At 69.1% G+C, this 21,846-nt stretch carries 21 protein-coding genes; 18 read left to right on the forward strand and 3 right to left on the reverse strand.

Going from position 1 to position 21,846, the window contains the following annotated elements:
- The first annotated feature begins 264 nt into the window (after positions 1-264).
- On the forward strand, positions 265-474 hold the full coding sequence (locus OHB41_RS27025; RefSeq protein ID WP_266706578.1) for a hypothetical protein: 210 nt from the start codon (positions 265-267) through the stop codon (positions 472-474).
- The gene (locus OHB41_RS27030) at positions 471-1,163 is read left to right on the forward strand and encodes a demethylmenaquinone methyltransferase (protein ID WP_266700746.1); all 693 of its coding nucleotides are present in this window, start codon (positions 471-473) and stop codon (positions 1,161-1,163) included. Before OHB41_RS27025 ends, OHB41_RS27030 begins: the two co-directional genes overlap by 4 nt.
- Here OHB41_RS27030 and OHB41_RS27035 read toward each other — a convergent pair.
- Entirely contained in the window at positions 1,153-1,497 is a 345-nt protein-coding gene (locus OHB41_RS27035) for a PASTA domain-containing protein (protein ID WP_266700747.1), read from the reverse strand. The genes OHB41_RS27030 and OHB41_RS27035 overlap by 11 nt on opposite strands.
- A gap of 155 nt (positions 1,498-1,652) precedes the next feature.
- Positions 1,653-2,159 carry a GNAT family N-acetyltransferase gene (locus OHB41_RS27040; RefSeq protein WP_266700748.1) on the reverse strand — a complete coding sequence of 169 codons (507 nt, stop codon included), beginning with the start codon at positions 2,157-2,159 and terminating at the stop codon, positions 1,653-1,655.
- Between the two features lie 99 nt (positions 2,160-2,258).
- Here OHB41_RS27040 and OHB41_RS27045 point away from each other — a divergent pair, with 99 nt between their 5' ends.
- Together OHB41_RS27045 and OHB41_RS27050 are read left to right on the forward strand one after the other, a co-directional pair.
- The gene (locus tag OHB41_RS27045) at positions 2,259-3,554 is read left to right on the forward strand and encodes a geranylgeranyl reductase family protein (protein WP_266700749.1); all 1,296 of its coding nucleotides are present in this window, start codon (positions 2,259-2,261) and stop codon (positions 3,552-3,554) included.
- 402 nt (positions 3,555-3,956) lie between these two features.
- A complete protein-coding gene (locus OHB41_RS27050) occupies positions 3,957-4,160 on the forward strand; it encodes a hypothetical protein (RefSeq protein WP_266700750.1) in 204 nt (67 codons plus the stop codon).
- 110 nt (positions 4,161-4,270) lie between these two features.
- On the opposite strand, the gene OHB41_RS27055 is transcribed toward OHB41_RS27050, so the two are convergent.
- A complete protein-coding gene (locus OHB41_RS27055; protein ID WP_266700751.1) occupies positions 4,271-5,116 on the reverse strand; it encodes a C40 family peptidase in 846 nt (281 codons plus the stop codon).
- Between the two features lie 721 nt (positions 5,117-5,837).
- On the opposite strand from OHB41_RS27055, the gene OHB41_RS27060 reads away from it, so the two are divergent.
- The 14 genes from OHB41_RS27060 to nuoN are packed head-to-tail and all read left to right on the forward strand — an operon-like array spanning position 5,838 to position 21,798.
- Entirely contained in the window at positions 5,838-6,197 is a 360-nt protein-coding gene (locus tag OHB41_RS27060; protein WP_007383963.1) for an NADH-quinone oxidoreductase subunit A, read from the forward strand.
- Positions 6,198-6,211: 14 nt separating this feature from the next.
- Positions 6,212-6,766 carry a NuoB/complex I 20 kDa subunit family protein gene (locus tag OHB41_RS27065; protein ID WP_007383964.1) on the forward strand — a complete coding sequence of 185 codons (555 nt, stop codon included), beginning with the start codon at positions 6,212-6,214 and terminating at the stop codon, positions 6,764-6,766.
- Positions 6,763-7,509 (forward strand): NADH-quinone oxidoreductase subunit C, encoded by a 747-nt coding sequence (locus OHB41_RS27070; protein ID WP_266700752.1) that lies wholly within the window; start codon positions 6,763-6,765, stop codon positions 7,507-7,509. The genes OHB41_RS27065 and OHB41_RS27070 overlap by 4 nt, the downstream gene beginning before the upstream one ends.
- On the forward strand, positions 7,506-8,840 hold the full coding sequence (locus OHB41_RS27075) for an NADH-quinone oxidoreductase subunit D (RefSeq protein ID WP_266700753.1): 1,335 nt from the start codon (positions 7,506-7,508) through the stop codon (positions 8,838-8,840). The genes OHB41_RS27070 and OHB41_RS27075 overlap by 4 nt, the downstream gene beginning before the upstream one ends.
- 29 nt (positions 8,841-8,869) lie before the next feature.
- Positions 8,870-9,679 carry an NADH-quinone oxidoreductase subunit NuoE gene (gene nuoE, locus OHB41_RS27080; protein ID WP_266706163.1) on the forward strand — a complete coding sequence of 270 codons (810 nt, stop codon included), beginning with the start codon at positions 8,870-8,872 and terminating at the stop codon, positions 9,677-9,679.
- Entirely contained in the window at positions 9,679-11,064 is a 1,386-nt protein-coding gene (gene nuoF, locus OHB41_RS27085; RefSeq protein WP_266700754.1) for an NADH-quinone oxidoreductase subunit NuoF, read from the forward strand. The genes nuoE and nuoF overlap by 1 nt, the downstream gene beginning before the upstream one ends.
- Entirely contained in the window at positions 11,061-13,565 is a 2,505-nt protein-coding gene (locus tag OHB41_RS27090) for an NADH-quinone oxidoreductase subunit G (RefSeq protein ID WP_266700755.1), read from the forward strand. Before nuoF ends, OHB41_RS27090 begins: the two co-directional genes overlap by 4 nt.
- Positions 13,562-14,941, forward strand: a complete 1,380-nt coding sequence (gene nuoH / locus OHB41_RS27095) for an NADH-quinone oxidoreductase subunit NuoH (protein WP_266700756.1) — start codon at positions 13,562-13,564, stop codon at positions 14,939-14,941. Before OHB41_RS27090 ends, nuoH begins: the two co-directional genes overlap by 4 nt.
- Complete coding sequence (nuoI, locus tag OHB41_RS27100) at positions 14,934-15,536, forward strand: NADH-quinone oxidoreductase subunit NuoI (protein WP_168529530.1); 603 nt, start codon at positions 14,934-14,936, stop codon at positions 15,534-15,536. Before nuoH ends, nuoI begins: the two co-directional genes overlap by 8 nt.
- Complete coding sequence (locus OHB41_RS27105; RefSeq protein WP_266700757.1) at positions 15,533-16,351, forward strand: NADH-quinone oxidoreductase subunit J; 819 nt, start codon at positions 15,533-15,535, stop codon at positions 16,349-16,351. The genes nuoI and OHB41_RS27105 overlap by 4 nt, the downstream gene beginning before the upstream one ends.
- A complete protein-coding gene (nuoK, locus tag OHB41_RS27110; protein ID WP_018568277.1) occupies positions 16,348-16,647 on the forward strand; it encodes an NADH-quinone oxidoreductase subunit NuoK in 300 nt (99 codons plus the stop codon). Before OHB41_RS27105 ends, nuoK begins: the two co-directional genes overlap by 4 nt.
- Positions 16,648-16,661: 14 nt before the next feature.
- The gene (gene nuoL / locus OHB41_RS27115) at positions 16,662-18,575 is read left to right on the forward strand and encodes an NADH-quinone oxidoreductase subunit L (protein WP_266700758.1); all 1,914 of its coding nucleotides are present in this window, start codon (positions 16,662-16,664) and stop codon (positions 18,573-18,575) included.
- Positions 18,576-18,580: 5 nt separating this feature from the next.
- Complete coding sequence (locus OHB41_RS27120; protein WP_266700759.1) at positions 18,581-20,152, forward strand: NADH-quinone oxidoreductase subunit M; 1,572 nt, start codon at positions 18,581-18,583, stop codon at positions 20,150-20,152.
- Complete coding sequence (nuoN, locus tag OHB41_RS27125) at positions 20,149-21,798, forward strand: NADH-quinone oxidoreductase subunit NuoN (RefSeq protein WP_266700760.1); 1,650 nt, start codon at positions 20,149-20,151, stop codon at positions 21,796-21,798. The genes OHB41_RS27120 and nuoN overlap by 4 nt, the downstream gene beginning before the upstream one ends.
- Positions 21,799-21,846 lie beyond the last annotated feature (48 nt).

A 21,846-nucleotide genomic window follows, 5' to 3' on the forward strand; every position in this document is an offset into this window, starting at 1 on the left:
CGTTGAGCCGCGCGGTCGTTCAGGGATTCTCACGGAGAACGGACAGGTTGGACCGGATTTCATGGGCGCCGCACATGAGGGCCAGGGAATTGGGCGCATAAAGGCGCCCTAATGTCCGAGGGACGCAATCCGAGTCGGCCGTCGAAAACCGGGCTCAAGGGCGCGGCGGCCGTCGCGAACGCGGCAACGGGCCCGAAGACGGCCCCGTGTTCGTCGGCCCCTCCAACTCGGTGATCTTCGTGGACTCCTGGATGCCGGCCGGCGGTGCTCGTCGTCCAGCTCGTCCGCGCCGCCCGGTTCATGTCCGGCGTCGGCCGGGTGCTGATCCGGATCGCGATCCCGCTGTGCGGCTGGGTCGAGGACGTGGCGGCCCGGAAGAAGCCGAAACTGTTCCCCCGACTGGTCGTACGACACCCGTGCACGGGCCGGGCGCCGGAGAGCCGCCCGGCCCGTGCTGCCACAATGGGACCGTGACCCGCGCATCCCTGGACAAGCAGCCGCACGAAGTCGCCTCGATGTTCGACGACGTGGCGGAACGGTACGACCTGACGAACGACCTGCTGTCGCTCGGCCAGGACCGGGTGTGGCGCAGAGAGGTCGCGAAAGCGGTCGACGCGCGCCCCGCGCAGAAGATCCTGGACCTGGCGGCCGGTACGGCGACCTCGTCGCTCCCCTTCGCCCGCACCGGCGCGTACGTCGTCCCGTGCGACTTCTCCCTCGGCATGCTCCGGGTCGGCAAGAAGAACAACCCCTGGCTGCCGCTGACCGCCGGCGACGCGACGAAGCTGCCCTTCAAGGACGACACCTTCGACGCGGTGACGATCTCCTTCGGACTGCGCAACGTCCAGGACACCGACACCGCGCTGAGCGAGCTGTACCGGGTGACCAAGCCGGGCGGCCGGGTCGTGATCTGCGAGTTCTCCCACCCGACCTGGGCACCCTTCCGCACGGTCTACACCGAGTACCTGATGCGGGCGCTGCCGCCGGTCGCCCGCGCGGTGTCGTCCAACCCCGACGCGTACGTCTATCTCGCCGAGTCCATCCGGGAGTGGCCCGACCAGCCCGCCCTGGCGGAGCGGCTGAGCAAGGCCGGCTGGTCGAAGGTGGCGTGGCGGAACCTGACGGGCGGCGTGGTCGCCCTGCACCGGGGCTTCAAGGCCTGACGGTTCTCAGCACCTCGAACGGGTCTCCCGGCTCGTCGAGCTCACGGCGCAGACCGCCCGACGGCGGGAGCGGCGGCCGGGGTTCGCGCACCCCGGCGCCTCCCTCCGCGTCACCGAGGTCGAACCACACGGTGACCACGGCACCGCGGGGGATCTCGGAACCGGGCGGAGGGTACTGGCGTACGACGTAGTCGACGACGGTGAGAAGGAAGTCGGGCCGGTCGGGCGCGGCGAGCAGCACACCGCGCGCCTCGGCCCTCTCCCGCGCGTCCACGGCCATCAGGCCGATGAGCCGCGGTACGCGCACTTCGGGTGTCTCGGGTGTCAGGCGCACGGACGTCACCCCCCAGCGGTACCGGCAGGGTAAGCCCCGGCCGGTCCCTCGCGGAAGGCGTCAGCGGCCCTCGCGCGTGCTGTCCGCGGCCCTCGCGCGAGCCGCGCGCAGCCTTCGTGCGCGGCCCGCGCGGGAGGCGTCAGAGGGTGAGGGCGTCAGAAGGTGAGCCGGTAGCAGTGCGCGGCATCCTCCTGCGTGGGATAGGCGAAGACCTCGGCCAGTTCCATGCCCACGCGTCGGGTCACCGCGATCGACCGTTCGTTGGCGGGTCTGACCATGGCGACGACCCGGGCGACGCCCGCCGCCCGTACCCGCTCCAGGGTGGTCAGCGCGGCCGCGGTGACGTACCCCTTGCCCCAGTGCGCCCGCCCGAGCCGCCAGCCGATCTCGATCTCGCCTCTGGGCCCCCACTCGCCCGGCCACGGCTGCGCGCCCGTGAAACCGAGCACCTCGCCCTCGGAGTCGACGATCGTCCACAGACAGAATCCGAGCTCGGCGTCGTGCCGCCGCTGCCGCGCGGTGAGCTCCTCGTACACGGACAACTCGGCCGCCCGGCCGCCGTGGAACTCCATGACCTCCGGGTCGGCGAAGATCCGGTGCCAGGCGAACGCGTCCTCGTCGGTGGGGACACGGAGTCGGACGTCGGGGAGAGCTCGGTTCACGGGGGCAGCCCTTCAGCCAGGTCATCAGTACCGCTGCATAGACTGCCCATGTCCAGTGCCCGTCAGCACGCAGATTTCGAGTCTTGGGGAGACCCCGCCGTGACCGAGCCCCAACCCCTCTCCGAAAACACCGCAGATGTGATCGTCGTCGGGGCTGGGCCAGCCGGTTCCACGACCGCGTACTACCTGGCGAAGGCCGGACTCGACGTCCTGCTCCTGGAGAAGACCGCGTTCCCCCGGGAGAAGGTCTGCGGTGACGGGCTGACCCCGCGCGCCACCAAGCAGCTCGTCTCGATGGGCATCGACATCTCCGAAGAGGCAGGCTGGCTGCGCAACAAGGGGCTGCGCATCATCGGCGGCGGTGTCCGCCTCCAGCTCGACTGGCCGGATCTCGCCACGTACCCGGACTACGGGCTCGTCCGCAAGCGCGACGACTTCGACGAGCAGCTCGCACGACAGGCGCAGAAGGCGGGCGCCCGGTTGTTCGAGCGCTGCAACGTCGGCGCCCCGATCATCGACGACCGCACGGGCCGCATCACGGGCGTGCACGCCAAGCTCGGCGACACGGGGGAGAAGCGGGAGGTCACCTTCCACGCGCCGCTGGTCGTCGCGGCCGACGGCAACTCCACCCGCCTCTCGCTGGCGATGGGCCTGCACCGCCGCGAGGACCGCCCGATGGGCGTCGCGGTCCGTACGTACTTCACCTCCCCGCGCCACGAGGACGACTACCTGGAGTCCTGGCTGGAGCTGTGGGACCGCCGGGGCCCCGAGGACCGTCTGCTGCCCGGCTACGGCTGGATCTTCGGCATGGGCGACGGCACGTCGAACGTCGGCCTCGGTGTGCTCAACACCTCCGACTCCTTCAAGGAGCTGGACTGGCGCGAGGTCCTGAAGGCGTGGTGCGCCTCGATGCCGGAGGACTGGGGCTACACGCCCGAGAACATGACCGGCCCGATCCGCGGCGCCGCCCTTCCGATGGCCTTCAACCGCCAGCCGCACTACACGAAGGGGTTGTTGTTGGTCGGTGACGCCGGCGGCCTGGTGAACCCCTTCAACGGCGAGGGCATCGCGTACGCCATGGAGTCCGGCCAGATCGCCGCGGACGTCATCGTCCAGGCCCACGCCCGCTCGACGCCCTCCCAGCGCGAACTGGCCCTCCAGCGCTACCCCCGGGTCCTCAAGGACACCTACGGCGGGTACTACACCCTCGGCCGCGCCTTCGTGAAGCTGATCGGCAACCCGAAGGTCATGAAGATCGCGACGCAGCGGGGCCTGACCCACCCCCTCCTGATGAAGTTCACCCTCAAGATGCTGGCGAACCTGACGGACCCGACCGGCGGCGACGCGATGGACCGGATCATCAACGGGTTGTCGAAGGTGGCCCCGAAGGCCTGAGGCCGGGTCCGCCGCGCGGCGCACGGAGGCCGGCCCTCGGGCCCGGTCTCCGTGGCGGCCCGGCACGCGGGGACGTCTTCACGACGGCTCTCCATCCGCCGTGGCGCGTCCTTGTGGCCGCGCCGGGAGAGCCGGTGCGGACAGGCGTGCCCGGGATGTGAACAGGATGACCTCTCGTCCCCTCTGCGGGAGTTGGCCCGTTTTGGTCACTTCGAGGGGAGCTCGTGGAGCGGCGGGTGCGCCCGGCCGTGGCGCCCGGCGGGCATGCCCGGCCGTGGCGCCCGGCGGGCATGCCCGGCCGTGGCGCCCGGCGGGCATGCTCGACCGTGGCGACCGTGGCGACCGTGGCGACCGTGGCGACCGTGGCGACCGTGGCGACCGTGGCGACAATGGCGGCCAACGGTGGGTGCTGGTGCTGGTGCTGGTGCTGGGGTCGGTGTCGGCCAGGCGCGGGGTGAGGGCGCGGGCCCGGAGGCGGGCGCGGGGGCGCGGCTCGGCTTCGCGGACGGCGGCGCGTGCTGGCGGGTGCGCGAGCAGCGGCCGTTCATCCGGCCGCCGGGGGCGCATCCGGCGGCCGTCGCCGGGAGGCTCTTCCCGTTGCTGTGAGGGCCCTCTGGGGCCCGAAGGGGCGGCGGTCGGCCCCGGGACACGACGGCGGGGACCGCCGCCCTCAGGCGGCGGCCCTCAAGCCGTAGGACTTCAGATGCGGGTGCGGCTCAGAGAACGCGTACCGCGCCGGTGGCCGGGTAGCCCGAGAGGTCCTGAATCACCACGCCCTTGGAGGGGTTGGCCGCGTCCAGGTACTGCCCGTTACCGATGTACACGCCCACGTGGTACGCCGAACCGGCCGAACCCCAGTACAGGATGTCGCCGACCTGGACGTTGGACAGCGAGACCGGCGTACCGGACGTCGACTGGTCCTGGGAGACGCGCGGCAGGTCGACACCGACCTGCTTGAACGCGGCCTGCACGAGACCGGAGCAGTCCCACGCGTTGGGGCCCGTCCCACCCATCACGTACGCGTCGCCGACCTGCGCCTTGAGGAAGGCGATGACGGTCGCGACGCTGCCACTGGCGGGCGCCGAGACGGTCGAGGCCGTGGAGGTGGAGGTGGAGGCCGAAGCGGACAGGGTGGTCCGCGCGGCGGAACGCGACGCGGCCTGCTCGGCCGCCGCCTTCCGCGCGGCCTCGGCCTTCTTCTTGGCCTCCGCCTTCTTCTTCGCGTCGGCGAGGTCCGCCTTGGCCTGCTTCGCGGCATTTGCCGCAGCCGCATCGCGCTCGGCCTGCAACTCGTAGTTGGCCGCGGCCTGCTGGGTGGCGTCCGCGGACTGGGCGACCTGGGTCGCGAGGTCGGCCGTCAGGGTCGGCAGTTCAAGGGTCTGCGTCACGGGCTCGGCCGCGTTCGCAGAGCCGGCCGCACCGGCGACGGCCAGGGTGCTGAGAACGCCACCGGCAACTCCGGCGCGCATCGCGAGCGTCGACGCGTTGCGGCGGGGCTTCCGGTGGCTACGTATGTGAGCGGTGTGGGACATGGGTACAACCGGTATCAGGGGCTCCCTCATACCTTCAAGAAACGTGTGGTGCGCCACAGTTGTTCAATCCGCGGCCGAATCCACGGTGCGTCACTCCTTATTGACGCCGTAACGGGCATTGCGGACAGAGATGATCAAGCCTGTGATCATGCTGTTTCTGTAATACGTCCGAATTGCCCTCCGCCTACCACTGGTTGCGACCAGTGGCCAAGCCCCACTCATCTGGCACATAGACAGATGTGGCACAGGTCACAGGGTCGTCTCACGGATGGCATGCGTCGCGCGTAGACCCGGAGAGCCCCCTGCTCGTGAACGCGTGCACGCGTGGATGTCGTCCACATCCGTCCGCACCCCTCCCTCCGACGTGTGAACGGCTCCTCTATCAAGCCGTCCCGTCCATCGCCAATTTGCATGCGGAGGAACTCTCTTGATATGGAGACGTCGCCCCGGACCTGGGACGACTAGCGGAAATGTCACCTCTGGTGACCGTGCGGACGCTTCGCGTGTGAAGATCACCGCTCATCCGACTTCATGATCCTTCGTCAGGTGGTGGAGATCACAAAGCTTGTGCAATACCCCGTGTCGCAGATCACAGACCGGCGGGCATAGGATGCGAGGCAGTTGGGCTTGTGACCTGCTTCACATGTACGCGATCTTCGTCGGGACGCACGGGGCTCGTGGGACGGGTGGGCGGAAGTGCTTGCCCGACGCAACCGCCAGCAGTCAGTGCCGACTGAGAGGAGCGAGGAGCGTGAACGCGTATGCGCCGATCCTCGTACTGGGAGCCCTCGGGGCAGGCTTTGCGATCTTCTCCGTGGTCATGGCCACGCTTATCGGTCCAAAGCGATACAACCGGGCCAAGCTCGAGGCTTACGAGTGCGGAATCGAGCCGACCCCCACGCCGGCCGGCGGCGGGCGCTTCCCGATCAAGTACTACCTGACGGCGATGCTCTTCATCGTCTTCGACATCGAGATCGTCTTCCTCTACCCCTGGGCCGTCACCTTCGACGCCCTGGGTGTTTTCGGGCTCGTGGAGATGCTGCTCTTCGTGCTCACCGTCTTCGTCGCGTACGCGTACGTATGGCGGCGCGGCGGCCTGGAATGGGACTGAGGGGCCTTTAAGACATGGGACTCGAAGAAAAGCTGCCGAGCGGATTCCTGCTGACCACCGTCGAGCAGGCCGCGGGCTGGGTACGCAAGGCGTCCGTCTTCCCCGCCACGTTCGGACTCGCCTGCTGCGCCATCGAGATGATGACGACCGGCGCGGGCCGCTACGACCTGGCGCGCTTCGGCATGGAGGTCTTCCGCGGGTCACCGCGCCAGGCCGACCTGATGATCGTCGCCGGGCGTGTCAGCCAGAAGATGGCGCCCGTACTGCGGCAGGTCTATGACCAGATGCCCAACCCCAAGTGGGTGATCTCCATGGGCGTCTGTGCCTCGTCGGGCGGAATGTTCAACAACTACGCCATTGTGCAGGGGGTCGACCACATTGTTCCGGTCGACATCTATTTGCCCGGCTGCCCGCCGCGGCCCGAGATGCTGATGGACGCGATTCTCAAGCTCCATCAGAAGATCCAGTCCTCGAAGCTCGGCGTGAACGCCGAGGAGGCGGCCCGCGAGGCGGAGGAAGCGGCACTCAAGGCGCTCCCCACCATCGAGATGAAGGGCCTGTTGCGGTGAGCGACGCGAACGGCGCCGGCAACGGCGTGAATCCGGAGAAGGACCTCGGCGCGTCCAACCTCCCCGGCCAGCGTGGCGACGGTGGCGAGGAGATCCGCGTCCAGCGCGGCATGTTCGGCGCCAACAACGGCGGCGATACCTCCGGCTACGGCGGCCTGGTCCGCTCCGTCCGGCTGCCCGGCCCGGCCGCCCGCCCCTACGGCGGCTGGTTCGACGAGGTCGCCGACGAGCTGGAGGGCGCCCTGGAGGAACAGGGACTCGTCCCCGAGAACGCGATCGAGAAGACGATCGTCGACCGCGACGAGCTCACCTTCCACATCGAACGCGAGTACCTGGTCCGGGTCGCCCAGACCCTCCGCGACGACCCGGCCCTCCGCTTCGAACTGTGCACGGGTGTGAGCGGAGTGCATTACCCCAACGACAAGGGCCGCGAGCTCCACGCCGTCTACCACCTGCGCTCGATCACCCACAACCGGCTGATCCGCGTCGAGGTCAGTGCCCCCGACGCCGACCCGCACGTCCCGTCGCTCGTCCCCGTCTATCCGACGAACGACTGGCACGAGCGCGAGGCGTACGACTTCTTCGGCCTGGTCTTCGACGGACACCCGGCGCTGACGCGGATCATGATGCCGGACGACTGGCAGGGCCACCCGCAGCGCAAGGACTATCCCCTCGGTGGCATCCCCATCGAGTACAAGGGCGCCCAGATCCCGGCTCCGGACCAGCGGAGGTCGTACTCATGAGCACACAGACCCCTTCTTCTGCCGCATCCGCCCGCGAGACGACCGAGGGCACCGTCTACACGGTCACCGGCGGCGACTGGGACGAGATCGCACAGTCCGCGGCGAGGTCCGACGACGAGCGCATCATCGTCAACATGGGCCCGCAGCACCCCTCCACACACGGCGTGCTCCGGCTCATCCTGGAGATCGACGGCGAGACGGTCACCGAGGCCCGCTGCGGCATCGGCTACCTCCACACCGGCATCGAGAAGAACCTCGAATACCGCACGTGGACGCAGGGCACCACGTTCGTGACGCGCATGGACTACCTGACGCCGTTCTTCAACGAGACGGCGTACTGCCTCGCGGTCGAGAAACTCCTCGGCATCGAGGACCAGATCCCCGACCGTGCCACGATCATCCGTGTGCTCCTGATGGAGCTGAACCGGCTCTCCTCCCACCTGGTGTGCATCGCCACCGGAGGCATGGAACTCGGCGCCACCACGATCATGATCTACGGCTTCCGGGACCGTGAACTGATCCTCGACATCTACGAGCTGATCACCGGCCTGCGGATGAACCACGCGTACATCCGCCCCGGCGGACTCGCCCAGGACCTGCCGCCCGGCGCGGTGGACCAGATCCGCGAGTTCGTGAAGAAGATGACGAAGAACCTTCCCGAGTACGACAAGCTCGCCACCGGGAACCCCATCTTCAAGGCCCGCATGCAGGACGTCGGCTATCTCGACCTGGCCGGCTGCATGGCCCTCGGCGCCACCGGACCCGTACTGCGCTCGGCGGGCCTGCCGCACGACCTGCGCAAGTCCCAGCCGTACTGCGGCTACGAGACGTACGACTTCGAGATCCCGACCGCCGACACCTGCGACTCCTACGGGCGCTTCCTGATCCGCCTGGAAGAGATGCGCCAGTCGCTGCACATCGTCGAACAGTGCCTGGACCGGCTCCAGCCGGGCCCGGTCATGGTCGCCGACAAGAAGATCGCCTGGCCCGCGCAGCTCGCGCTCGGCCCCGACGGTCTGGGCAACTCCCTCGACCACATCAAGAAGATCATGGGCACCTCCATGGAGGCCCTCATCCACCACTTCAAGCTGGTGACCGAGGGCTTCCGCGTCCCGCCGGGACAGGCGTACGCGGCGGTCGAGTCGCCCAAGGGCGAGCTCGGGGTGCACGCGGTCTCCGACGGAGGCACCCGCCCCTACCGGGTCCACTTCCGGGACCCGTCCTTCACCAACCTGCAGGCCATGGCGGCGATGTGCGAGGGCGGCCAGGTCGCCGACGTCATCGTCGCCGTCGCGTCCATCGACCCCGTGATGGGAGGCGTCGACCGGTGACCACCACCCCCGAGGGCGTCAGCCTGGGCATGCCCCGACTGCCCGCGCCCGACTACCCGGACGACGTTCGGACCCGGCTCGAGGCGGACGCGCGCGAGATCATCGCCCGCTATCCGGACTCCCGCTCGGCGCTCCTTCCGTTGCTGCACCTCGTGCAGTCGGAGGAGGGCCATGTCACGCGCACGGGGATGCAGTTCTGCGCGGACGTACTGAGCCTGACCACCGCCGAGGTCACCGCGGTCGCGACCTTCTACTCGATGTACCGGCGCAAGCCGAGCGGTGACTACCAGGTGGGTGTGTGCACCAACACCCTGTGCGCGGTCATGGGCGGCGACGCGATCTTCGAGGCCCTGCAGGACCACCTGGGCGTCGGCAACGGCGAGACCACCGGCGACGGCAAGGTCACCCTGGAACACATCGAGTGCAACGCGGCCTGCGACTTCGCACCCGTCGTGATGGTCAACTGGGAGTTCTTCGACAACCAGACCGTGGCCTCCGCGAAGCGCCTCGTCGACGACCTGCGCGCGGGAACGACCGTCGAGCCCACCCGCGGCGCCCCCCTCTGCACCTTCAAGGACACCGCCCGGATCCTGGCGGGCTTCCCCGACGAGCGCGCGGGGGCCGTCGAAGCGGGTGGCAGCGCGGGTCCCGCCTCGCTGATCGGCCTCCGCCTGGCCAAGGGGGAGAGCGGTGCCGCGCGTGTGGTCCATCCGCGAGGCGGAGGCGCTCCGCAGGACCAGCCGCCGGCCGAGCACCTGAGCTCGCACGACGCGCCGCAGGACACATCGGCCTCCGACCCGTCGCACCCGGCGGGTCCCACAGCCGAGGAGGGGGAGTGATGACCTTGGCACCCGAGAACGGGGGCACCGCCCGCGCGAGCGCATTCGAGCGCGGCGGAGAGACCAGCCCCGAGAAGCTGCTCGCACCCGTGCTGTCGGCCTTCTGGGACGAGGACCAGTCCTGGACGCTGGACGTCTACCGGAGGCACGAGGGGTACGAGGGGCTGCGCAAGGCGCTGGCCATGTCGCCGGACGACCTGATCGCGTACGTCAAGGACTCCGGTCTGCGCGGCCGGGGCGGCGCGGGATTCCCCACCGGAATGAAATGGCAGTTCATTCCGCAGGGCGATGGCAAACCCCACTATCTAGTTGTCAACGCCGACGAGTCGGAGCCGGGGACCTGCAAGGACATCCCGCTCCTCTTCGCGAACCCGCACAGCCTCATCGAGGGCATTGTGATCGCGTGTTATGCCATCCGGTCTTCGCACGCCTTCATCTATCTCCGCGGTGAAGTCGTCCCTGTGCTGCGGCGGTTGCACGAGGCCGTCCGTGAGGCCTACGACGCGGGCTACCTCGGCGAGAACATCCTGGGCAGCGGACTCGACCTCCAGCTCACCGTGCACGCGGGCGCGGGCGCGTACATCTGCGGTGAGGAGACCGCACTGCTCGACTCGCTCGAAGGCCGCCGTGGTCAACCGCGGCTTCGTCCCCCTTTCCCAGCCGTCGCAGGGCTCTATGCGTGCCCAACTGTGGTGAACAACGTCGAGTCGATCGCGTCAGTTCCCGCAATCCTGCAAAAAGGCAAGGAATGGTTCAGGTCGATGGGGAGCGAGAAGTCCCCGGGCTTCACGCTCTACTCGCTCAGCGGCCACGTCACCAGCCCCGGCCAGTACGAGGCCCCGCTCGGCATCACGCTCCGTCAGCTCCTCGACATGAGCGGCGGCATGCGCGCCGGGCACCGGCTCAAGTTCTGGACACCGGGCGGCTCCTCGACACCGATGTTCACCGAAGAGCACCTCGACGTCCCCCTTGACTACGAAGGAGTGGGCGCCGCCGGTTCCATGCTCGGCACCAAGGCGCTCCAGTGCTTCGACGAGACGACCTGTGTCGTCCGCGCGGTCACCCGGTGGACCGAGTTCTACGCGCACGAGTCCTGCGGCAAGTGCACCCCGTGCCGCGAAGGGACCTACTGGCTCGTGCAGTTGCTGCGCGACATCGAGGCCGGCAAGGGCGTCATGTCCGACCTCGACAAGCTGGGCGACATCGCCGACAACATCAACGGCAAGTCGTTCTGCGCCCTCGGCGACGGTGCCGCCTCGCCGATCTTCTCCTCGCTCAAGTACTTCCGCGAGGAGTACGAGCAGCACATCACGGGCCGCGGCTGCCCCTTCGACCCGGCCAGGTCGACGGCCTGGGCGGACAAGCACACGGAGGTGAACGCATGACGGTGACCACCAGCGCTCCCTCGGGAGGGGGAGAGGCGGCGGTTCCGCCGGAGGAACTCGTCTCGCTGACGATCGACGGCGCCGAGATCAGCGTGCCCAAGGGCACCCTGGTCATCCGCGCCGCGGAACAGCTCGGCATCGAGATCCCCCGCTTCTGCGACCACCCGCTGCTCGACCCGGCCGGTGCCTGCCGCCAGTGCATCGTCGAGGTCGAGGGACAGCGCAAGCCCATGGCGTCCTGCACGATCACGTGTACGGACGGGATGGTGGTGAAGACACAGCTCACCTCGCCCGTCGCCGAGAAGGCCCAGTACGGCGTGATGGAGCTGCTGCTCATCAACCACCCGCTGGACTGCCCGGTCTGCGACAAGGGCGGCGAGTGCCCGCTGCAGAACCAGGCGATGTCGCACGGCAGCGCCGAATCCCGCTTCGAGGGAAAGAAGCGGACGTACGAGAAGCCGGTCCCGATCTCCACGCAGGTGCTGCTCGACCGCGAGCGGTGCGTGCTGTGCGCCCGCTGCACCCGGTTCAGCAACCAGATCGCGGGCGACCCGATGATCGAGCTGATCGAGCGCGGGGCGCTCCAGCAGGTCGGCACCGGTGAGGGTGATCCCTTCGAGTCGTACTTCTCCGGGAACACGATCCAGATCTGCCCGGTCGGAGCGCTGACCTCGGCGGCGTACCGCTTCCGTTCCCGCCCCTTCGACCTCGTCTCCTCGCACTCGGTGTGCGAGCACTGCGCGGGCGGCTGCGCGACCCGCACGGACCACCGGCGCGGCAAGGTGATGCGACGCCTCGCCTCCCCCGACCCCGAGGTCAACGAGGAGTGGCTGTGCGACAAGGGGCGCTTCGGCTTCCGGTACGCGCAGCAGCGTGACCGGCTGGAGACGCCTCTGGTCCGCGGCGACTCCGGCGAACTGGAACCCGCCTCCTGGCCGGAAGCCCTGGAGGCCGCGGCCCGCGGACTGCTGGCGGCCCGGGGCAGGACCGGTGTCCTGACCGGCGGCCGGCTCACCGTCGAGGACGCCTACGCCTACAGCAAGTTCGCGCGCGTGGCCCTCGACACCAACGACATCGACTTCCGCGCGCGCGTGCACAGCGCCGAGGAGGCCGACTTCCTGGCGGCCCGTGTGGCAGGCCGCGGACGGGACCTCGACGGTACGGGCGTCACGTACACCTCCCTGGAGAAGGCGCCCGCGGTTCTGCTCGTCGGCTTCGAGTCCGAGGAGGAGGCGCCCGGAGTCTTCCTGCGGTTGCGCAAGGCCTGGCGCGGACACGGGCAGAAGTCCTTCTCCCTCGCCACGCACGCGACGCGCGGCCTGGCCAAGGCGGGAGGCACGCTGCTGCCCGCCGCGCCCGGTACCGAGACCGAGTGGCTGAACGCCCTCGCGAGCGGGGTCGGTCTGGAGGGCGACGGAGCCGGAGCCGCCGAGGCACTGCGCGGTGAAGGCGCGGTGATCGTCGTCGGCGAGCGGCTCGCCGCCGTGGCGGGCGGGCTCACCTCCGCCGTACGGGCCGCGGCCGCGACCGGCGCCACGCTGGTGTGGATCCCGCGGCGGGCGGGGGAACGCGGCGCCATCGAGGCGGGCGCTCTGCCGTCGCTGCTGCCGGGCGGACGTCCGGCCACCGACCCGCGCGCGCGGGAGGAGGTCGCCGCGGCCTGGGGCGTCTCCCAGCTCCCGCACCGCTACGGTCGCGACACCGGCCAGATCGTCGAGGCCGCCGCAGCCGGCGAGCTGCAGGCCCTGGTGGTGGCGGGTGTGGAGGTCGACGACCTGCCCGACCCGGCACGCGCGCGTGAGGCACTTTCGGAGATCGGCTTCCTGGTGTCGCTCGAACTGCGTCCCGGTGCGGTCACCGAACACGCGGATGTCGTCCTCCCGGTGGCCGCGGTCGCCGAGAAGTCGGGCACCTTCCTCAACTGGGAAGGCAGGGCCCGCCTCTTCGAGGCCGCGCTCAAGCCCGACCAGATGACGCGCAACCCGGCACCCACCGACGCGCGGGTGCTGCAGATGCTGGCCGACGCCATGGACGTACACCTCGGTCTGCCGGACCTGCGCACCACGCGCGGCGAGCTCGACCGGCTCGGCGCCTGGGGCGGCCCGCGGGCCGCCGAACCCGTCGAGGTCGCGGCATCGCTGCCGCGTCCCGCCGCCGGGGAGGCCGTCCTCGCGGGCCATCGGCTGCTGCTCGACCAAGGGCGCCTCCAGGAGGGCGACGAGGCGCTCGCCGGCACGCGGCACGCGGCACGCGCACGCGTGTCGCCCGCCACGGCCGCCGAGGCGGGTGTCAAGGAGGGCGACCTCCTCGCCGTCACCGGCAGCGCCGGGACCATCGCCCTCCCGCTGCAGATCACCGAGATGCCCGACCGCGTGGTCTGGCTTCCGCTGAACTCCGCAGGCGGGGGCGTCGCCTCCGACACGGGGGCGCTGCCCGGCGCACTCGTCCGCATCGGTCCGGCGACGCTCGCCACCGAGGCCCCCAAGGAGGTGGAGGCATGACGCCGTACACTCCGTACCTCGCCACGGAAGACCTCTCCATGTTCGGCCGCGACCCCTGGTGGCTGGTCGTCGTCAAGGCCGTCTTCTGCTTCGCCTTCCTGATGATCACCGTGCTCTTCTCCATCGTGTGGGAGCGCAAGGTCGTCGCCTGGATGCAGCTGCGCATCGGCCCCAACCGGCACGGCCCCTGGGGCATGCTCCAGTCGCTCGCCGACGGCATCAAACTGATGCTCAAGGAAGACGTCATCGTCAAACGCGCGGACAAGGTGGTCTACGTCCTCGCACCGGTCGTCGCGGCCATCCCGGCCTTCATGGCGATCGCGGTGATCCCCTTCGGGCCCGCGGGCAACGAGATCTCGATCTTCGGGCACCGCACCACGATGCAGCTGACCGACCTGCCGATCGCGATGCTCTACATCCTCGCGGTCGCCTCGGTCGGCATCTACGGGATCGTGCTCGCGGGCTGGTCCTCCGGGTCGACGTATCCGCTCCTCGGCGGACTGCGATCCTGCGCGCAGATGATCTCCTACGAGATCGCCATGGGCGCCGCGTTCGCCTCGGTGTTCCTCTACTCCGGGTCGATGTCGACCTCGACGATCGTCGAGCAGCAGCACGACCGCTGGTACGTCCTGCTGCTGCCGGTCTCCTTCGTGATCTACATCATCACGATGGTCGGTGAGACCAACCGTGCCCCCTTCGACATGCCGGAGTCCGAGGGCGACCTCGTCGGCGGCTTCAACACCGAGTACTCGTCCATCAAGTTCGCGCTGTTCATGCTCGCCGAGTACGTGAACATGGTGACGGTCTCGGCCGTGTCGACGACGCTCTTCCTGGGCGGCTGGCGGGCCCCGTGGCCGATCAGCACCTTCTGGGAGGGCGCCAACCACGGCTGGTGGCCGATGCTCTGGTTCGTCGTGAAGGTGCAGCTGCTGCTGTTCTTCTTCATCTGGCTGCGCGGCACGCTCCCGCGCGTCCGCTACGACCAGCTGATGAAGCTCGGCTGGAAGGTCCTCATCCCGGTCTCCGTGGTGTGGCTGATGCTCGTCGCGACCGTACGGACCCTGCGCAACCAGAACTACGACTTCGCCGACATCGCCCTGTACGTCGGCGGTGGTGTCCTCGTGCTGCTGCTGATCTCGTTCGCCGTGGACATCTTCCGCGAGAAGCCGGAGGCCCAGGAGGCGCCCGCCGAGGCCGCCTTCGACCCGATGGCCGGCGGATTCCCGGTGCCGCCGCTGCCGGGACAGGAGCTGCCGCCGGTGCCGCGGCGCCGCCCGCGCCGCGAGCGGGAGTTGATTGTCAGTGGTGGGTCCGATACTGCGAGTGACGGATCGAACGGCGGATCTCGTGACGGAAAGGAGGGGTCGGATGTCTGAGGAGCCGAAGGAGACCAAACCCGGTTTCCAGAACCCCGTCGCCGGCTTCGGTGTGACCTTCAAGGCCATGTTCAAGAAGCGGCTGACGGAGCAGTACCCGGAGCAGCACAAGACCACGGCCCCGCGGTTCCACGGCCGGCACCAGCTCAACCGCCATCCGGACGGCCTGGAGAAGTGTGTCGGCTGTGAGCTGTGCGCGTGGGCCTGTCCCGCGGACGCCATCTACGTGGAGGGCGCGGACAACACCGAGGAGGAGCGCTACTCGCCCGGCGAGCGCTACGGCCGCGTCTACCAGATCAACTACGCGCGGTGCATCCTGTGCGGTCTGTGCATCGAGGCGTGCCCCACGCGCGCGCTGACGATGACGAACGAGTTCGAGCTCGCGGACAGCAGCCGTGCCAACCTCATCTACACCAAGGAGCAGCTGCTCGCCGGTCTCGAGGAGGGCATGGTCGAGTCACCGCACTCGATCTTCCCCGGGACGGACGAGCAGGACTACTACCAGGGTCTGGTCACGGAGGCGGCGCCCGGCACCGTGCGTCAAGTGGCCGTCTCCAAGGGCGAGAAGCCTCATGAAGAGGGGGTGGAGGCATGAGCGCGCAGCTCGCCGCCTACTCCACCTCCACCGGAGAGGCCTTCCAGTTCTGGGTGCTCGGCACCGTCGCCGTGATCGGCGCCCTGTGCACCGTCTTCATGAAGAAGTCCGTGCACAGCGCGCTCTGTCTCGCCGGGACCATGATCGTCCTGGCGGTGTTCTACCTCGCCAACGGCGCGTACTTCCTGGGCATCGTGCAGATCGTCGTCTACACCGGCGCGATCATGATGCTGTTCCTGTTCGTGGTCATGCTCGTCGGTGTGACCGCGGCGGACTCCCTCAAGGAGACCATCAAGGGGCAGCGCTGGCTGGCCCTGGTCTGCGGTCTCGGCTTCGGCGTCCTGCTGATCGCGGGCATCGGCCACGCGTCCCTGACGGAGTTCAACGGCCTGGGCAAGGCCAACGCCAACGGGAACGTGGAGGGTCTCGCGGCCCTCATCTTCACGAAGTACGTGTTCGCCTTCGAGATCACCGGCGCGCTGCTCATCACGGCCGCCGTCGGCGCCATGGTGCTCACGCACCGGGAGCGCACCGAGCGCCCCAAGACCCAGCGCGAGCTGTCCGAGCAGCGGGTGCGGGAGGGCAAGCACCTGCCGCCGCTGCCGGCCCCGGGTGTCTACGCCCGGCACAACGCGGTGGACATCGCGGGTCTCCTCCCGGACGGCACCCCCTCGGAGCTGACCGTCAACAAGACGCTGCGGGAGCGCGGCCAGGTCCGTGACGTGTCCACCGAGGCACTGAGCGACCTGAAGGCACTGGAGCAGCGCGCCGAAGAACGCCTGGAGCGCACGAAGACGGAGGAGGCGTCCCAGTGAATCCGGTCAACTACCTCTATCTCGCCGCCCTGTTGTTCACGATCGGCGCCACCGGCGTGCTGATCAGGCGCAACGCGATCGTGGTCTTCATGTGTGTCGAGCTCATGCTCAACGCCTGCAACCTCGCGTTCGTCGTCTTCTCCCGCATGCACGGCAATCTCGACGGCCAGATCATCGCCTTCTTCACGATGGTCGTCGCCGCCGCGGAGGTCGTGGTCGGGCTCGCGATCATCGTGTCGCTGTTCCGTTCCCGCCACTCGGCCTCGGTCGACGACGCCAGCCTGATGAAGCTGTAAGGGGTCGCTGAATCGTGGAAGATCTGATTGCGCTGCTGGTAGCGGCGCCTCTGCTCGGAGCGGCCGTACTGCTGTGCGGCGGCAGGCGGCTCGATGCCGTCGGCCACTGGATCGGCACGGCGCTCGCGGCAGCCTCGTTCGTGATCGGCGCGGTCCTCTTCGCCGACATGCTGGGCAAGAGCGCCGCCGACCGGCCCCTCGGCCAGCACCTGTTCAGCTGGATCCCCGTCGCGGGCTTCCGGGCGGACGTCTCCTTCCAGCTCGACCAGCTGTCGATGACGTTCGTTCTGCTGATCACGGGCGTCGGCTCGCTGATCCACCTGTACTCCATCGGATACATGGAGCACGACGAGCGGCGCCGCCGCTTCTTCGGCTATCTGAACCTGTTCCTCGCGGCGATGCTGCTGCTCGTCCTCGCGGACAACTACCTGCTGCTGTACGTCGGCTGGGAGGGCGTGGGCCTCGCCTCGTACCTGCTGATCGGCTTCTGGCAGCACAAGCCCAGCGCCGCCACCGCCGCGAAGAAGGCCTTCATGGTCAACCGCGTCGGCGACATGGGCCTGTCGATCGCCATCATGCTGATGTTCACCACCTTCGGTACCTTCGCCTTCGGACCGGTGCTCGGCACCGAGGGGCACCCGGGGCTGGTCGGCGGCGCCACCGAGGGCAAGCTCACCGCCGTCGCGCTGATGCTGTTGCTCGCCGCCTGCGGCAAGTCCGCCCAGGTGCCGCTGCAGTCCTGGCTCGGGGACGCGATGGAGGGCCCGACCCCGGTCTCGGCCCTCATCCACGCCGCGACGATGGTGACCGCCGGTGTCTACCTGATCGTCCGCTCGGGCGCGGTCTTCAACGCCGCGCCCGACGCGCAGTTGGTCGTCACCGTGGTCGGTGCCGTCACCCTGCTGTTCGGTGCGATCGTCGGTTGCGCGAAGGACGACATCAAGAAGGCGCTCGCCGGCTCGACGATGTCGCAGATCGGCTACATGGTGCTGGCCGCGGGCCTCGGCCCCATCGGCTATGTCTTCGCGATCATGCACCTGGTGACGCACGGCTTCTTCAAGGCGGGGCTGTTCCTCGGCGCCGGTTCGGTGATGCACGGCATGAACGACGAGGTCGACATGCGGAGGTACGGCGGCCTCAGGAAGTACATGCCGGTCACTTTCGTCACCTTCGGCCTCGGTTACCTCGCCATCATCGGCTTCCCGGGCCTGTCGGGCTTCTTCTCCAAGGACAAGATCATCGAGGCGGCCTTCGCCAAGGGCGGTACCGAGGGCTGGATCCTCGGCGGCGCAGCCCTTCTCGGCGCGGCCATCACCGCGTACTACATGACGCGCGTGATGATCATGACCTTCTTCGGAGAGAAGCGCTGGCAGCCGGACGCGGAGGGCCACGAGCCGCACCCGCACGAGTCGCCCAGGTCCATGACGATCCCCATGATCGTGCTGGCCTTCGGCTCGGTCTTCGCGGGTGGCTTCTTCAGCTTCGGCGACCGCTTCCTGCACTGGCTGGAGCCGATCACCGGGCACTCGGAGGGTGACTCGCCCGTCAGCGCCCTCACGGTCACGCTGGCCACGATGGTCCTCCTGGTCGTCGGTGCCGGAATCGCCTACCTCCAGTACGGGCGCAGCCCCGTCCCGGCCGTCGCCCCGCGCGGTTCCCTGCTCACCCGGGCCGCCCGGCGCGACCTGCTCCAGGACGACTTCAACCACGTCGTGCTGGTGCGCGGCGGGGAGCACCTCACGCGCTCCCTGGTGTACGTCGACCACACCCTGGTCGACGGGGTCGTGAACGGGACGGCGGCCTCGATGGGCGGCCTCTCCGGGCGGCTGCGCAAGCTGCAGAACGGCTATGCCCGCAGTTACGCGGTCTCGATGTTCGGCGGTGCGGCGGTCCTCATCGCCGCGACCCTGCTGATGAGGGCGGTCTGATACCGATGTCCTTTCCTCTGCTGACAGCGACGGCGGCGCTCCCGGCCCTCGGAGCGGTCGCCACGGCCGCCGTGCCGGCCGCGCGACGTGTCGCGGCCAAGTGGCTGGCGCTGCTCGTCTCGCTCGCCACACTCGTCCTGGCCGCGGTCGTGCTCGTACGATTCGACCCCGGCGGCAACCGCTACCAGCTCACCGAATCCCATTCCTGGATCAAGGACTTCGGGGTGCGGTACGAGCTGGGTGTGGACGGCATCGGGGTGGCGCTGGTGGCGCTGACCGCGCTGCTGATCCCGTTCGTGATCCTCGCGGGCTGGCACGACGCCGACCCGCAGGAGACCGGGAACACGCGCTGGCGGCCGACACAGGGCTTCTTCGCCCTGATCCTGGCCGTCGAGGCGATGGTGATCATCTCCTTCGAGGCCACCGACGTCTTCCTCTTCTACATCTTCTTCGAAGCCATGCTGATCCCGATGTACTTCCTCATCGGCGGCTTCGGGGACAAGGCCCACGAGCACGGCGACGAGGTCGCGGCGACCCAGCGCTCGTACGCCGCGGTGAAGTTCCTCCTCTACAACCTGGTCGGCGGTCTGATCATGCTGGCCGCGGTCATCGGCCTCTACGTGGTCGCCGGGAACTTCTCGCTCCAGGAGATCGTGCAGGCCCGCGCCAACGGCTCGCTGCACATGGCGACCAGCACGGAGCGGTGGCTGTTCCTGGGCTTCTTCTTCGCGTTCGCGGTGAAGGCGCCGCTGTGGCCGCTGCACACCTGGCTGCCGAACGCCATGGGGGAGGCCACGGCCCCGGTCGCGGTCCTGATCACGGCGGTGGTCGACAAGGTCGGCACCTTCGCGATGCTCCGCTTCTGCCTCCAGCTCTTCCCCGAGGCCAGCAAGTGGGCGACGCCGGCCATCCTCGTCCTCGCCCTGATCAGCATCGTCTACGGGGCTCTGGTCGCGGTGGGCCAGCGGGACATCAAGCGGCTGGTGGCGTACGCGTCGATCTCGCACTTCGGCTTCATCATCCTGGGCATCTTCGCGATGACCAGCCAGGGTCAGTCGGGCGCGACGCTCTACATGGTCAACCACGGGATCTCGACGGCCGCCCTGATGCTGGTGGCGGGCTTCCTGATCTCGCGGCGCGGCTCGCGTCTGATCGCCGACTACGGAGGGGTGCAGAAGGTCGCGCCGGTGCTCGCCGGCACCTTCCTGATCGGAAGCCTCGCGACGCTCTCCCTCCCGGGGCTCGCGCCCTTCGTGAGTGAATTCCTCGTCCTGGTCGGCACGTTCACGCGCTATCCGGCCGTCGGCATCGTCGCCACCTTCGGCATCGTGCTCGCCGCGCTCTACACGCTCGTCCTCTACCAGCGGACGATGACGGGCCCGGTGAAGGCCGAGGTCTCCGAGATGCCCGACCTCAGGGTGCGTGAGCTCCTGGTGGTCGCTCCGCTGATCGCTCTGCTGATCTTCCTGGGCGTCTACCCGAAGCCCGTCACCGACATCGTCAACCCCGCGGTCCAGCAGACCATGTCGGACGTACACAAAAAGGACCCCCAGCCCGAGGTGGAGGCGGCCAAGTGAGCGCAGTAGCCGTCCACAGCCTGTGGACAACCGCGGCGGAGCCGATCGCGAAGATCGACGCGCCGAAGATCGAATACGGGCAATTGTCGCCGACCCTGATCGTCATCGGGGCGGCGCTCGTCGGGGTGCTGATCGAGGCCTTCGTCCCCCGCAAGTCCCGCTACTACGCCCAGGTGTTCGTGTCCGTCGTCGCGCTCGCCGCCGCCTTCGCCGCGGTGGTCGCGCTGGCGGCGGGCGGCTACGGCACGACGAAGGCGCACATCGCGGCGATGGGCGCGATCGCCGTCGACGGGCCCGCCCTGTTCCTGCAGGGCACGATCCTGCTGGCGGGCATCCTCGGCGTCTTCACCTTCGCCGAGCGCCGGCTCGACCCGGAGGCGCACGGCAACCGCGTCGACTCGTTCGCCGCGCAGGCCGCCTCCGTACCCGGAAGCGACAGTGAAAAGGCGGCGGTCAAGGCCGGGTTCACCACCACCGAGGTGTTCCCGCTGCTGCTCTTCGCGATCGGCGGCATGCTGGTCTTCCCGTCGGCCAACGACCTGCTGACGCTGTTCATCGCGCTGGAGGTCTTCTCGCTGCCCCTGTACCTGCTGTGCGCCGTGGCCCGCCGCAAGCGGCTCATGTCGCAGGAGGCCGCGGTCAAGTACTTCCTGCTCGGCGCCTTCGCCTCCGCGTTCACCCTGTTCGGCATCGCCCTGCTCTACGGCTACGCGGGCTCGGTGTCGTACGCCGAGATCGCGCGGGTCGTCGACGGCACGGTGACCAACGTCGACCCGGCACTCGCCGGCACCATGGGCAACGACGTGCTGCTGCTGATCGGCGCCGCGATGGTCGTCATGGGCCTGCTCTTCAAGGTCGGCGCGGTGCCCTTCCACATGTGGACGCCGGACGTCTACCAGGGTGCGCCGACACCGGTCACCGGCTTCATGGCGGCGGCGACGAAGGTGGCCGCCTTCGGGGCGCTGCTGCGTCTCCTGTACGTCGTCCTGCCGGGTCTGCGCTGGGACTGGCGGCCGGTCATGTGGGCCGTCGCGATCGTCACCATGCTGGGCGGCGCCATCGTCGCGATCACCCAGACCGACATCAAGCGCCTGCTGGCGTACTCGTCGATCGCGCACGCGGGCTTCATCCTCGCGGGCGTCATCGCGGCCTCGCCGGACGGTGTCTCGTCGGTCCTCTTCTATCTGGCCGCCTACTCGTTCGTGACGATCGGCGCCTTCGCGGTCGTGACCCTGGTCCGCGACGCGGGCGGCGAGGCGACACACCTGTCCAAGTGGGCGGGCCTCGGGCGCCGCTCCCCGCTGGTGGCGGCCGTCTTCGCGGTCTTCCTGCTGGCCTTCGCGGGCATCCCGCTCACCTCGGGCTTCGCCGGAAAGTTCGCCGTGTTCAAGGCGGCGGCGGAGGGCGGCGCGGGCGCGCTGGTCGTGGTCGGTGTGATCTCGTCGGCGATCGCGGCGTTCTTCTACATCCGGGTGATCGTGCTGATGTTCTTCAGCGAGCCGAAGCCGGAGGGGCCCACGGTCGCGGTGCCCTCGCCACTGACCATGACGGCGATCGCGTTCGGCGTCGCGGTCACGCTGGTGCTGGGAGTCGCGCCGCAGTACTTCCTCGACCTGGCGAGCCAGGCGGGCATCTTCGTCCGCTGAACGGGACCGCCCATGCCTCGGGCCCCGCTCCTCCGGGAGCGGGGCCCG

Origin of the sequence: Streptomyces sp. NBC_01571 (assembly GCF_026339875.1) — a bacterium.
Taxonomy (GTDB): domain Bacteria; phylum Actinomycetota; class Actinomycetes; order Streptomycetales; family Streptomycetaceae; genus Streptomyces.

Excerpts from the sequence above, each read along its gene's own strand:
- OHB41_RS27055 (WP_266700751.1), bottom strand. The coding sequence starts at position 5,116 with ATGAGGGAGCCCCTGATACCGGTTGTACCCATGTCCCACACCGCTCAC.
- OHB41_RS27065 (WP_007383964.1), top strand. The coding sequence starts at position 6,212 with ATGGGACTCGAAGAAAAGCTGCCGAGCGGATTCCTGCTGACCACCGTC.
- OHB41_RS27075 (WP_266700753.1), top strand. The coding sequence starts at position 7,506 with ATGAGCACACAGACCCCTTCTTCTGCCGCATCCGCCCGCGAGACGACC.
- nuoE (WP_266706163.1), top strand. The coding sequence starts at position 8,870 with ATGCCCCGACTGCCCGCGCCCGACTACCCGGACGACGTTCGGACCCGG.
- nuoF (WP_266700754.1), top strand. The coding sequence starts at position 9,679 with ATGACCTTGGCACCCGAGAACGGGGGCACCGCCCGCGCGAGCGCATTC.
- OHB41_RS27090 (WP_266700755.1), top strand. The coding sequence starts at position 11,061 with ATGACGGTGACCACCAGCGCTCCCTCGGGAGGGGGAGAGGCGGCGGTT.
- nuoH (WP_266700756.1), top strand. The coding sequence starts at position 13,562 with ATGACGCCGTACACTCCGTACCTCGCCACGGAAGACCTCTCCATGTTC.
- nuoI (WP_168529530.1), top strand. The coding sequence starts at position 14,934 with ATGTCTGAGGAGCCGAAGGAGACCAAACCCGGTTTCCAGAACCCCGTC.
- OHB41_RS27105 (WP_266700757.1), top strand. The coding sequence starts at position 15,533 with ATGAGCGCGCAGCTCGCCGCCTACTCCACCTCCACCGGAGAGGCCTTC.
- OHB41_RS27120 (WP_266700759.1), top strand. The coding sequence starts at position 18,581 with ATGTCCTTTCCTCTGCTGACAGCGACGGCGGCGCTCCCGGCCCTCGGA.